This is a genomic window from Janthinobacterium sp. GW458P (genome assembly GCF_002127585.1).
Taxonomy (GTDB): Bacteria; Pseudomonadota; Gammaproteobacteria; order Burkholderiales; family Burkholderiaceae_D; genus Janthinobacterium.
In genome coordinates, this window is record NZ_NEGZ01000007.1 from 128082 (window position 1) to 139649 (window position 11568).

Below are 11568 nucleotides of genomic sequence, written 5' to 3' on the forward strand. Positions count from 1 at the left end.
CCAGGACACATCTTGCCGCGCGCGATGTGTCCTGATGCTTAAGGTGACAGTTTACATGAGCTGCAGTTGCTGGACGGCTTCCGCGATCACATTTGGCTCCATCGAACGCATAATTTTGCGCATTTGTGGTGCAATCAGGGCCAGATCGCTGTTGAGAATCTCTTGCTTGACCGCCAACAGCTGGGCCGGATGCATGGAAAACTCGCGCAAGCCCATGCCCAGCAGCAAGCGCGTGAGCTTTACGTCGCCCGCCATCTCGCCGCAGACGGCCACGTCGATGCCCGCCTTGTGACCGGCGGCGATCGTCATGGAAATCAGTTGCAGCACGGCCGGATGCAGCGGATTGTACAAATGCGCCACTTCATAGTCGACGCGGTCGATGGCCAGCGTGTACTGGATGAGGTCATTCGTGCCGATCGACAGGAAATCCATGCGCTTGACGAACATGGGCAGCGCCAGCGCGGCGGCGGGAATCTCGATCATGGCGCCCACTTCGACCTCATCGTCGAACTTGACGCCTTCCTCGCGCAGGCTGGCCTTCGCTTGCGCGATCATGGCCAGCGACTGGTCGATCTCGAACGCATGCGCCAGCATCGGGATCAGGATGCGCACCTTGCCGAAGGCCGAGGCGCGCAGAATCGCCCGCAGCTGCGTCAGGAACAGCTGCGGCTCTGCCAGGCAATAGCGGATGGCGCGCAAGCCCAGGGCGGGGTTCAGGGCCGTGTGCTCGGACTGGTCGAGCGGCTTGTCGGCGCCGATGTCGAGCGTGCGGATGGTCACCACGCGCCCTTTCATCGACTGCACGGTGTTGCGGTAAGCCTCGAACTGCTCGTCCTCGGTGGGAATCTTGTGGGCACGGCCCATGAACAGGAATTCGGAACGGAACAGGCCCACGCCGCTGGCGCCCGATTCCAGCGCAAACGCGCAATCGTCGGGCAGTTCGATATTCGCCAGCAGGGTGACGGGCGTGCCGCATTTGGTCACGGCCGGCGTCTTTTTCAGCTTGCCCAGCTTTTTGCGCGCGCGCTGCATGGCCACCTGGCGCTCGCGGTACTGCTCCAGCACCAGCGCGCTGGGGTTGGCGATAACGACGCCGGCGTCGCCGTCGATGATCAGCCAGTCGTCCTGCTCGATCAGCATCGACGCCTGCGACATGCCGACGGCGGCGGGGATATCGAGGCTGCGCGCGACGATGGCCGTGTGCGAGTTCTGCCCGCCCACGTCGGTGATGAAACCGATGAAGGAGCGGTCGCGGAACTGCAGCATGTCGGCCGGAGAAATGTCGTGGGCGACCACGATCATCTGCGCCACCAACTCGTCCGCAGTGGCCGCTTTCGGCAGCAGCTGCTCGGTCCCCAGCAAGACCTTCAGCACGCGCTCGGCCACTTGCTGGATGTCGGCCTTGCGTTCGCGCAAATACGGGTCTTCGATTTCGTCGAACTGGGCCGACAATTCGTCAATCTGCGTCAACAGCGCCCATTCGGCGTTGTAGTGGCGCGAACGGATGATGTCGAGCGGCGCTTCGGAAATCATCGGGTCCGACAGGATCAGCGCGTGTACGTCGATGAAGGCGCCCAGTTCGGTGGGCGCATCCTTGGGCAAATCGTTCCACAAGGTTTGCAGTTCCTTGTGAACGGTAGCGATGGCGTTTTGCAGGCGCTGTACTTCGGCTTCGATCTGTTCCTGGGCTACCAGGTAATGTTTGACGTCAAGGGCGGCCGGCGCCAGCAGGTGCGCGCGGCCGATGGCGATGCCGCGGGAAACCGGGATGCCGTGGAGCGTGAAGGATGCCATGGGTTGACCTGTCGGAATGCGGCTGCGGCTGCGTTCGGCGGGCATTACTCGCCTTCGCCAAACCTGTCGTTAATCAGGGCGGTGAGCGCGTCGACGCATGCCTGCTCATCATCGCCCTCGGCTTCCAGCGTCACTTTCGCGCCCTTGCCGGCAGCCAGCATCATGACGCCCATGATGGACTTGGCATTGATGCGGCGCGCGTTGCGGGTCAGCCAGACATCGCTCTTGAACTTGGCGGCCAACTGGGTAAATTTGGCGGAGGCGCGTGCGTGCAATCCCAGCTTGTTGATGATTTCGAGTTCTTTTTGAATCATTTTTGTATGGTCTCTATCCCTGAATGCACTACGCTGATGACAATCTTGGCCTATAAAACCCGCCGCCTTCAAGGCGGCGGCCATTCACTCTCTTATTCGCCCACGCGAATGCGGTTATCGACACGCACGGCGCCGCTTTGCGCACCGGCCAGCGCCATCTCCACCACCACGTCGAGCGTATCGCGGCGATACGTGATCGCGCGCAGCAGCATCGGCAGGCTGATGCCGGCGATGACTTCCACCCGGCCCGCATCGGCCAGCTTGTTGCAGCAGTTCGACGGCGTACCGCCCTTCACATCGGTAATCACCAGCACGCCGGAGCCGTCGTCGAGGCGGCAGATGGCTTCCGATGCCAGCTTCTGCACTTCCGCCAGGTCCTGGTCGGCGACGACGTCGATGGCTTCAAAACGTTCCGTTGGCCCGCGAAACACATGCGCGCAGGCGGCGATGAACGCCTGTCCCAGCGGTGCGTGTGTCATGAGCAATATCCCTACCATAGTCATTTCGCCTGTTATCGCTGCTGCGCGGACGCAACACCGTGTTCGACCGCATCGATGAACATGGCGGCCACATCAAAACCCGTCTGCTGCATGATTTCCTGGAAGCAGGTCGGGCTGGTGACATTGACTTCCGTCAAATAGTCGCCGATCACGTCCAATCCTACCAGCATCAGGCCACGCGCGGCCAGGATGGGGCCCAGCTTTTCGGCGATTTCCAGGTCGCGCGCCGTCAATGGCTGCGCCACGCCGGTGCCGCCGGCCGCCAGGTTGCCCCGTACTTCGCCCGCCTGCGGGATGCGCGCCAGCGAAAACGGCACCGGCTTGCCGCCGATGACGAGAATGCGCTTGTCGCCCTTGACGATATCGGCGATGAAACGCTGCGCCATGATGGTTTGCGCGCCGTTGTCCGTCAGCGTCTCGATGATGGCGCCCAGGTTCAGGCCATCGGCCTTGACGCGGAAGATGCCCGTGCCGCCCATGCCGTCGAGCGGCTTGAAGATGACGTCCTGGTGCTTGGCGTGGAAGGCGCGCAGGCGCGCTTCGTTCGACGTCACCAGGGTCGGCGAGGTGAATTCGGAAAACTGGGCAATGGCCAGCTTTTCATTGTTGTCGCGGATGGCGGACGGCTTGTTGAAGACGCGCGCGCCCTGCTTTTCCGCCAGTTCCAGCAGATACGTGCCGTACACGTATTCCATGTCGAACGGCGGATCCTTGCGTTCGATGATGGCGTCCAGGGCCGACAGGCGCACTTCTTCGCTGGATACCACCTTGTACCAGTCGTGTCCGTCGCCCGTGAGCTCGATATGCTGCACGTGGGCCGTGACGATACCTTCCTCGAGCGCCATGTCCTTCTGTTCAAAGGCATACACGGCATGGCCACGCCTGGCCGCCTCGCGCATCATGGCGAAGGTGGAATCCTTGTAAGTCTTGAAGCCTGCCAGCGGGTCGGCGAGGAATGCAATTTTCATGAGTCGGTCCAATCGGGGTGCCTGGGTAATGCCTGATTCTAGCCGAGATCGCCGGGCGCAGTGGTCGCCGCGCCCGGCACGTCTCCTTGATGGATCAATACACCTCGGGATTCGGGTCCGTGCGTTCCATTTCCAGCGAGGCGGCCAGCAAGGCCAGGCGCGCCACCACGCCATACACATAGAAGCGGTTCGGCGCGGCCGTGCCCGGCTTGGCCTTCAAGTCCGGCACGGCGTGCTGCTGGGCAAACGCCAGCGGCACGTACTGCGAACCGGGCGCGTTCAGGTTCTGGTCGACGCCCTTCTCCGCGTGCACGCGGTAGAAACCGCCCACCACATAGCGGTCGATCATGTAGACGACCGGCTCGGCCACGGCATCCTTGATGCTTTCGAAGGTCGGCACGCCTTCCTGGATGATCACGTCCGTGACGACCTTGCCGTCCTTGACGATGGACATCTTGTCGCGCTGCTTGCGCGACAGGTCGCGCACTTCGCTGGCGTCGCGCACCGTCATGATGCCCGTGCCATACGTGCCGGCGTCGGGCTTGACGATGACAAACGGCTTTTCCTTGATGCCGTATTCCTTGTATTTCTTGCGGATCTTGGCCAGCAGCACGTCGACGCTGGCGGCCAGCGCGTCCTCGCCCTCGCCTTCCTGGAAGTTGACGTCGCTGCACTTGGCGTGGAAGGGATTGAGCATCCACGGGTCGACATCGATCATCTTGCCGAATTTTTTCACCACTTCATCGTAGGCCGTGTAGTGGTTGCTCTTGCGGCGCAAGGCCCAGCCCGCGTGCAAGGGCGGCAACAGGCTTTGCTCATGAATATTTTGCAAGATATCGGGGATGCCGTCCGACAAGTCGTTATTCAGCAGAATCGTGCACGGGTCGAAATCCTTCAAGCCCAGCCGACGGCCATTGTTCAGGCGCACGAGGGGCTCGATGACGAGCATGTTGCCATCCGGCAACGCCAAGGGCGTCGGCTGGGTGATGTCGGGCGACCACGAACCGAAGCGCACGTGCAGCCCCGTCTGGCGGAAGATCTGCATCAGGCGCGCCACGTTCTGCAGGTACTGCGGCGTGGTGTTGTGCAATTCCGGCACGATCAGCAGGTTGCGGGCATCCGGGCAATACTTGTCGATGGCGGCCATGGCCGCCTGCACGGACAGGGGCAGCATTTCCGTGGCCAGGTTATGGAAACCGCCAGGGAACAGATTGGTATCGACAGGGGCCAGCTTGTAGCCGGCGTTGCGCAAGTCTACCGAGCAATAGAAGGGCGGCGTGTGCTCCTGCCACTCCATGCGAAACCAGCGCTCAATGGCCGGCGTCGCGGCCAGAATCTTTTTTTCGAGGTCGAGCAGCGGTCCGGTCAGGGCCGTGACGAGATGGGGAACCATAGTTACATCCTTAAATTATGTGCAGTATTCAAAAAAGCACACAGAACTGCCGACTATATTACCGTGTAAGTACCCCAAATCGGGGCAAAAGCCTTGTTTTAAAGACCTTTTCCATTCCCATAACGAAAAAAAGGCGCCTCAAGGAGGCGCCTTTTCCAGTCTGGCATGCCGCGCCGCAGCGCTGGCACACCAGATAATTATCATTTAGCCATGATAAGCTTGCTCGCCATGGCTGGTGATATCGAGACCTTCGCGCTCCTCTTCTTCCGGCACGCGCAAGCCGATGACGATGTCGACCAGCTTATAGGCGACGATGGAGACCAGGGCCGACCAGAGGATGGTCGTGCCGACTGCCTGCGCCTGCACCCACACCTGATGGCCGATCGAGTACGGGTCGGCCGACATCTTGTTGGTGACATAGTCGAAGATGCCCTGGCCGCCCAGTTGCGGTGCCGCAAACACGCCCGTCAGCAAGGCGCCCAGGATACCGCCCACGCCATGCACGCCGAAGACGTCGAGCGAATCGTCGGCGCCGATCAGGCGTTTCAGGCCGTTCACGCCCCACAGGCAGATGATACCGGCCAGCAAGCCCATTACCAGACCGCCCATCGGACCGACAAAGCCGGCCGCCGGGGTGATCGCCACCAGGCCGGCGACGGCGCCCGAGGCGCCGCCCAGCATCGAGGGCTTGCCCTTGGTGATCCATTCGCCAAATACCCACGACAGGGTGGCGGCGGCCGTTGCCAGCAAGGTGTTGACGAAAGCCAATGCCGCCACGTCGCCCGCTTCCAGCGAAGAGCCCGCATTGAAGCCGAACCAGCCCACCCACAGCAAGGAAGCGCCGATCATGGTCATCGTCAGCGAGTGCGGCGCCATCGATTCGCGGCCATAACCGACGCGTTTGCCGATCATGATGGCGCCCACCAGGCCGGCAACGGCGGCATTGATGTGCACCACGGTACCGCCGGCGAAGTCCAGCGCGCCTTTTTGCCAGATCCAGCCCGCCTTCAGGGCTTCGCTGGCCGAAGTGGCGGCATTGGTGATCAGGTCAGGACCGGTCCAGAACCACACCATGTGAGCGGCCGGCAGGTAGGCGAACGTGAACCACAGCACGACGAAGGCCAGCACGGCGGCAAACTTGGCGCGCTCGGCAAAGGCGCCGACGATCAGCGCGCAGGTGATGGCGGCAAACGTGCCCTGGAAAGCCACGAAGACGAACTCGGGAATGACGACGCCCTTGCTGAAGGTGGCGGCGGCGGCAAACGTGCCCTTGGCCGGATCCCAGATGCCGTTCAGGAACAGGCGGTCGAAGCCACCGAAGAAGGCATTTTTTTCCGTGAAGGCGATGGAATAGCCATAAATGCACCACAGCACGATCACCAGCGCGAATACCATGAACACTTGCATCAGCACCGACAGCATGTTCTTGGAACGCACCAGGCCGCCGTAAAACAGGGCCAGGCCAGGAATCGTCATCAGGATCACCAGCAAGGTGGAAATCATCATGAAACTGGTATCGCCCTTGTTGGCGACGGGGGCTGCTGCTGGCGCGGCAGCAGCCGGGGCCGGAGCGGCGGCAGCGGGCGCGGCGTCAGGCACCGGCGTGACGGCGGGGGCGGCAACGGCCGTAGTCGTGGCCGCCTCCGTCTTGGCGGGGGCATCGGCAAAGCTCGGCGTGACGAAGCCAAACGCACACAGACAGGCTATCCCGGCGAGCAATTTTGTTATATTTTTAGGCATCAATATTCCCCTTAGAGCGCTTCGTTGCCGGTTTCACCGGTACGGATGCGGATAACCTGTTCCAGGTTGTAGACGAAAATCTTGCCATCACCGATTTTGCCGGTACGCGCGGCACCTTCGATCGCTTCGATGGCCTGGTCGACAATGGCGTCATCGACGGCCGCTTCAATCTTGGTTTTTGGCAAGAAATCAACGACATACTCGGCGCCACGGTAGAGTTCCGTGTGACCTTTCTGGCGGCCGAAGCCTTTGACTTCGGTGACGGTTATGCCTTGCACATTGATAGCCGACAAGGCTTCGCGCACTTCGTCCAGTTTGAACGGTTTAATGATTGCAGTAATCATTTTCATGGCAGTCTCGCTTAAAAGGTTTTGGACACGGTCAGCACGAGACCGGATTTCGCCAGATTCTTGCCGTTGGGCGCCAACGACGTGATGTTGGCTTTCACGGCCGCCAGTGCAACGGTCACCACGCCAAAGTCCTTGGTCACACCGATCTTGTAATCGTTGTAGCTGAGGGAATCGTTGTGCGCGACTTTCTGCCGGCCGGCATGCAGGTTCAGCGTGTAGCCATCATGCACGTCCACGTTGGCGCCCACGTCAAGGTAGCCGCTGTTCTTGCTGTCGGCGACACCAAACAGATTGGTGGTCGAGTGCGAATACTTGATATAGGCGGGGCCATAGCCGAGCTGGCCGTACAGCTCGAAGGTGTTGGCATTGGTGCTCAAGCCATTCGAGGGATAGAAATAGTACAGGCCGCCCACGTCATAGGTAAAATCCTTGCTGATCTCGCCCCGTTTGCCGCCGTAGATATCCCATTCCAGATTGGTATCGCCACCACCGTCCTTGATCCACTTGATGCTCGACAACCAGGTGCCCACATACAGCCCCGTCGGATTATGGGTATAGTCGGCACCGCCGCTGACGGCCGGGTTCAGACGGCTTTGCGAAATGCCACGGTAGCGGTAATCGCTGGTCAGCGCCACGTTGTAGCTCACCACATTGTCGGGCACGGCCTCGGCCGCAGCCGGTGCCGCCGCAGCCGCATCCTGGGCCATGGCGCTGCCGCTCAGGGCGGTCATGGCCAACGTCAATGCGGCTGCTAAAGTCATGTTCTTGGACAGATTCTTCATGGCGATTCCCTTTTATTGAACTTTTAAAGCGGTTGAGGTTTAAAATCTTGGCTGGAGATCACAAAGCGTTCATCACTTCTATAGCAGAATGCGTGCCAGCTATATTGCCACCTTGACAGGTGCATTTCCGTCCATACATACCCTGCACGCCGCTGGGCATGCGGGAATACGCTGTTGAGGCGTTGTGGATTTGCCTATTTTCGCACCAGATTAACACTGCTGTGCACCGCAATGGTGCGATGCACATGCCGCACCATAAAAGGACAGACCATGGACATGAATACCTTCTTTAACGACTTGCAAGGCAAGATCCACCAGGCCATCGAGAACTCGCCGGCCAAGGATATCGAGAAAAATGTCAAATCGATGATGACCCAGGGCTTCGCCCGCCTGGACCTGGTCACGCGCGAAGAATTCGATATCCAGGCACAAGTGCTGGCCAAGACCCGCGCCAAGCTCGATGCACTGGAATTGCGCCTGATCGAACTGGAAACTCGCCTGAACGACCCGAAGGCTTAATTCAGCGCAGGCAAGGCGCCGCAATCGGCAGCCTTGCTGGCACACATCAAGCTTCAGGCTGTTGCAAGGGCTAGACTGGTACTGCCCGCGTCCGCGGTGCAGGGGGTCTGATGAGTCTGGCAGTCCTGAAAAGCCGTGCCCTGGCCGGCATGGAGGCGCCCGAGGTGAATGTCGAAGTCCACCTTGCCAATGGCTTGCCTTCTTTTACCATCGTCGGCCTGCCCGATACGGAAGTGAAAGAATCGCGCGACCGCGTGCGGGCCGCGCTGCAAAACTGCGGCTTCGAAATGCCGGCGCGGCGCATCACGGCCAACCTGGCGCCCGCAGACTTGCCGAAGGAATCTGGACGCTTCGATCTGCCCATCGCACTGGGCATTCTGGCCGCCTCCGGCCAATTGCCGGGCGAACAATTACACCACTATGAATTTGCCGGCGAACTGTCGCTGTCGGGACAGCTGCGCCCCATTCGCGGTGCGCTGGCCATGACCTTTGCCATGCAACGCAGTAAAGCTGGCCTGCCGCGCGCCTTTATCCTGCCGCACGCAAATGCCGACGAGGCGGCCCTCGTCGGCAACGCCAGCATCTATCCCGCGCACACCTTGCTCGAGGTCTGCGCGCACTTTGCCGCGCCGGCCAGCCAGACCCCGCTGCAGCGCCACCAACCCATGCTGCCGGTGGCCACCTCTCCGTACCCTGACTTCGCCGACGTGCAAGGGCAGCAGCAGGCGCGGCGCGCACTGGAAGTGGCGGCCGCAGGCGGTCATAACGTCCTCATGGTGGGGCCGCCCGGTGCAGGCAAGACCATGCTGGCCAGCCGTTTTCCCGGCATCTTGCCGCCGATGAGCGACGAGGAAGCACTGGAATCGGCTGCCGTGCACTCGCTGGGCGGACACTTCAGGGTGGAACAGTGGAAGCGGCGTCCCTATCGCGCCCCGCACCAGACGGCGTCGGGCGTGGCGCTGGTCGGCGGCGGCAATGTCCCGCGGCCCGGTGAAATCTCGCTGGCCCACTGCGGCGTCCTGTTTCTCGACGAAATCGCCGAATTTGACCGCAAGGTGCTCGATGTCTTGCGCCAGCCCCTGGAGTCGGGCCTTATCAATATTTCACGGGCGGCCCGCCAGGCTGAATTCCCCGCGCGCTTTCAACTGATCGCGGCCATGAATCCCTGCCCTTGCGGCTATCTGGGCCACGCTTCAGGCCGCTGCCGCTGCACCGCCGACGCCGTGTTGCGCTATCACAGCCGCTTATCCGGGCCGCTGCTCGACCGCATCGACTTGCAAATCGAAGTAGCCGCCCTGCCGCCAGCCTTGCTGGGCCGGCAAGCGGCAAGCGCCGAATGCACGCAGCGCATCGCCGGGCGGGTAGCGGCCGCCTTTGCCTTGCAGTTGGCGCGCCAGGGAAAATCGAACCAGCGCCTGAGTAACACGGAAATTACGCAATATTGCCAATTGGAAACGCATGGCGAACGGCTATTGCACAGTGCCATGCTGCGCCTGCATTGGTCGGCGCGCACGTATCACCGCGTGCTGCGCGTGGCTCGCAGCATCGCCGACCTGGCAGGCAGCAGCACGATCGCGCATCCGCATATTGCCGAAGCGATCCAGTACCGGCGCGTGCTGCGTGAAATATAGGAGCGCGCACACGCGCACGATTGCGCACGACGGGCGACGCTGCTACCATCGTCTGATGAAAAAAACATCACTTGCCTGCATTCTGGCGACGCTCGCCACTGCCAGCGTCCTGTCCGCCTGCAGCCCGAAATTCGACTGGCGCGACTATCGCAGCCCCGACGCCCGGTTCACGGCCTTGTTTCCCAGCAAACCGGCCGTGCTGACGCGCGAAATTGACCTTGATGGCAAGAAAGTCAGCCTGACCATGACGGCCAGCGAAATCGACGGCAATACCTTCGCCATCGGCAACGCTGTTCTCGACAGCTCAGAACAGGCGCAAGCGGCCCTGCCCGTCATGAAAACGGCACTATTGAAAAATATCAATGGCGTCGTGCGCAGCGAAAAGCTGGCGTCGGCAGCCAGCAGCACGGCGGCCGGCAGCCACCAACGCAGCTCACTGGCTATCGAGGCGACGGGGACGCAGCAAGGCAAGCCAGTCCTGCTGGTCGGCCGCTTTGTGGCACAGGACAAGCACATCTTCCAGATCATCATTGTCGGCGAGGAAAGCAAGCTGTCGCGTGAAACCATCGACACTTTCATGGACTCAGTGAAACTGGATTGAGGCTTAACGCTCGCTTAAACGGGTATGTTCACGGCCGGCAAGCTCTTGTAAATACGTGCGTTGTCCAACAGATGGCCGTATCCGGCTTGCAAATGTGCAATCCGGACAATCGGACGGCCTGTGTGACATTTCAAGTCGTGATATTGTTTCGACACTAACAACAAGTTTCAGAAAGCGCTTATGTTGATCTCATTCAAATCCAAATCCTCCCCTGAAGTCCTGATGTACCAGGAACATGCCCAGCGTATCCTCGACATCCTGCACAAGAATCCCACGCGCGGCGTCATCACGCCGGCGGAAGCGGGCGACGCCCTGACCTTGCTGGAAAAAGAAGTCGCGGAAAGCAAACTGCATCCGGAAAATGACATCGAGCACGATGCGCATACGCCGGAGACACTGGAAGACGGTGAAACGGGCGCCCACGCGCGCGCGCAAAAAGTGCATTTTTCCCAGCGCGCCTATCCCTTGATGGAAATGCTGCGCTCGGCCAAGGCAGAAGGTGAAAGCATCACCTGGGGCATCTAGACCGATGAATGCCGCAGACGAAAAAAAACCCCGCTGATGCGGGGTTTTTTTATATAACAAGCCTGACGATAACCTACTTTCACACTGGTTGCAGCACTATCATCGGCGCAAAGTTGTTTCACGGTCCTGTTCGGGATGGGAAGGGGTGGGACCAACTTGCTATGGTCATCAGGCATAACTTTTTCAACAGCCTGCTCCCAACGGGGCAGCAAACCATCTGATCTGAGGAGACGAATTATATAGGAATTTGCCTGAAGATGGGGCTAAAAATGGCTCTTTTATGGTGAATAAAGCGCCAGACGAAAAAAAAACCCGCTCATTGCTGAGCGGGTTTTTTTCTAGGTGAAACAGCCGGCGGCTGTTTCACCAAATAACAAGCCTGACGATAACCTACTTTCACACTGGTTGCAGCACTATCATCGGCGCAAAGTTGTTTCACGGTCCTGTTCGG

The 11568-nt window shown here is 60.4% G+C and carries 12 protein-coding genes and 1 rRNA gene; 4 read left to right on the top strand and 9 right to left on the bottom strand.

What is annotated here, in order from left to right; translation table 11 throughout:
- Positions 1–51: 51 nt before the first annotated feature.
- The 8 genes from ptsP to CBW50_RS07625 form a co-directional block, all read right to left on the bottom strand.
- Entirely contained in the window at positions 52–1794 is a 1743-nt protein-coding gene (gene ptsP, locus CBW50_RS07590) for a phosphoenolpyruvate--protein phosphotransferase (RefSeq protein ID WP_086144981.1), read from the bottom strand.
- Positions 1795–1838: 44 nt separating this feature from the next.
- On the bottom strand, positions 1839–2108 hold the full coding sequence (locus CBW50_RS07595; RefSeq protein ID WP_010393142.1) for an HPr family phosphocarrier protein: 270 nt from the start codon (positions 2106–2108) through the stop codon (positions 1839–1841).
- Between the two features lie 92 nt (positions 2109–2200).
- Entirely contained in the window at positions 2201–2605 is a 405-nt protein-coding gene (locus CBW50_RS07600) for a PTS sugar transporter subunit IIA (protein WP_029496035.1), read from the bottom strand.
- Between the two features lie 14 nt (positions 2606–2619).
- Entirely contained in the window at positions 2620–3576 is a 957-nt protein-coding gene (gshB, locus tag CBW50_RS07605; RefSeq protein WP_086144968.1) for a glutathione synthase, read from the bottom strand.
- Between the two features lie 94 nt (positions 3577–3670).
- Positions 3671–4969 (bottom strand): glutamate--cysteine ligase, encoded by a 1299-nt coding sequence (gene gshA / locus CBW50_RS07610; protein WP_077399358.1) that lies wholly within the window; start codon positions 4967–4969, stop codon positions 3671–3673.
- Between the two features lie 204 nt (positions 4970–5173).
- The gene (locus CBW50_RS07615) at positions 5174–6709 is read right to left on the bottom strand and encodes an ammonium transporter (protein WP_086144969.1); all 1536 of its coding nucleotides are present in this window, start codon (positions 6707–6709) and stop codon (positions 5174–5176) included.
- A gap of 11 nt (positions 6710–6720) precedes the next feature.
- Entirely contained in the window at positions 6721–7059 is a 339-nt protein-coding gene (locus tag CBW50_RS07620; RefSeq protein WP_010393464.1) for a P-II family nitrogen regulator, read from the bottom strand.
- Positions 7060–7070: 11 nt separating this feature from the next.
- The gene (locus CBW50_RS07625) at positions 7071–7841 is read right to left on the bottom strand and encodes a TorF family putative porin (RefSeq protein WP_086144970.1); all 771 of its coding nucleotides are present in this window, start codon (positions 7839–7841) and stop codon (positions 7071–7073) included.
- A gap of 270 nt (positions 7842–8111) precedes the next feature.
- Here CBW50_RS07625 and CBW50_RS07630 point away from each other — a divergent pair, with 270 nt between their 5' ends.
- From CBW50_RS07630 to CBW50_RS07645, 4 genes are all read left to right on the top strand, one after another.
- A complete protein-coding gene (locus CBW50_RS07630; protein WP_035824443.1) occupies positions 8112–8360 on the top strand; it encodes an accessory factor UbiK family protein in 249 nt (82 codons plus the stop codon).
- A 110-nt stretch (positions 8361–8470) separates the two neighbouring features.
- On the top strand, positions 8471–9991 hold the full coding sequence (locus CBW50_RS07635) for a YifB family Mg chelatase-like AAA ATPase (protein WP_086144971.1): 1521 nt from the start codon (positions 8471–8473) through the stop codon (positions 9989–9991).
- Between the two features lie 55 nt (positions 9992–10046).
- Positions 10047–10592 carry a hypothetical protein gene (locus tag CBW50_RS07640; RefSeq protein WP_226936269.1) on the top strand — a complete coding sequence of 182 codons (546 nt, stop codon included), beginning with the start codon at positions 10047–10049 and terminating at the stop codon, positions 10590–10592.
- Between the two features lie 180 nt (positions 10593–10772).
- Positions 10773–11117: a DUF1840 domain-containing protein gene (locus CBW50_RS07645; protein ID WP_086144973.1), complete on the top strand. Its 345-nt coding sequence runs from the start codon at positions 10773–10775 to the stop codon at positions 11115–11117.
- Positions 11118–11177: 60 nt separating this feature from the next.
- Here the strand turns inward: CBW50_RS07645 and rrf are convergent.
- Positions 11178–11290 (bottom strand): 5S ribosomal RNA (gene rrf / locus CBW50_RS07650).
- Positions 11291–11568 lie beyond the last annotated feature (278 nt).

Excerpts from the sequence above, each read along its gene's own strand:
- CBW50_RS07635 (WP_086144971.1), top strand. The coding sequence starts at position 8,471 with ATGAGTCTGGCAGTCCTGAAAAGCCGTGCCCTGGCCGGCATGGAGGCG.
- CBW50_RS07620 (WP_010393464.1), bottom strand. The coding sequence starts at position 7,059 with ATGAAAATGATTACTGCAATCATTAAACCGTTCAAACTGGACGAAGTG.
- CBW50_RS07600 (WP_029496035.1), bottom strand. The coding sequence starts at position 2,605 with ATGGTAGGGATATTGCTCATGACACACGCACCGCTGGGACAGGCGTTC.
- CBW50_RS07625 (WP_086144970.1), bottom strand. The coding sequence starts at position 7,841 with ATGAAGAATCTGTCCAAGAACATGACTTTAGCAGCCGCATTGACGTTG.
- CBW50_RS07640 (WP_226936269.1), top strand. The coding sequence starts at position 10,047 with ATGAAAAAAACATCACTTGCCTGCATTCTGGCGACGCTCGCCACTGCC.
- CBW50_RS07615 (WP_086144969.1), bottom strand. The coding sequence starts at position 6,709 with ATGCCTAAAAATATAACAAAATTGCTCGCCGGGATAGCCTGTCTGTGT.
- gshA (WP_077399358.1), bottom strand. The coding sequence starts at position 4,969 with ATGGTTCCCCATCTCGTCACGGCCCTGACCGGACCGCTGCTCGACCTC.
- ptsP (WP_086144981.1), bottom strand. The coding sequence starts at position 1,794 with ATGGCATCCTTCACGCTCCACGGCATCCCGGTTTCCCGCGGCATCGCC.
- CBW50_RS07595 (WP_010393142.1), bottom strand. The coding sequence starts at position 2,108 with ATGATTCAAAAAGAACTCGAAATCATCAACAAGCTGGGATTGCACGCA.
- CBW50_RS07645 (WP_086144973.1), top strand. The coding sequence starts at position 10,773 with ATGTTGATCTCATTCAAATCCAAATCCTCCCCTGAAGTCCTGATGTAC.
- CBW50_RS07630 (WP_035824443.1), top strand. The coding sequence starts at position 8,112 with ATGGACATGAATACCTTCTTTAACGACTTGCAAGGCAAGATCCACCAG.
- gshB (WP_086144968.1), bottom strand. The coding sequence starts at position 3,576 with ATGAAAATTGCATTCCTCGCCGACCCGCTGGCAGGCTTCAAGACTTAC.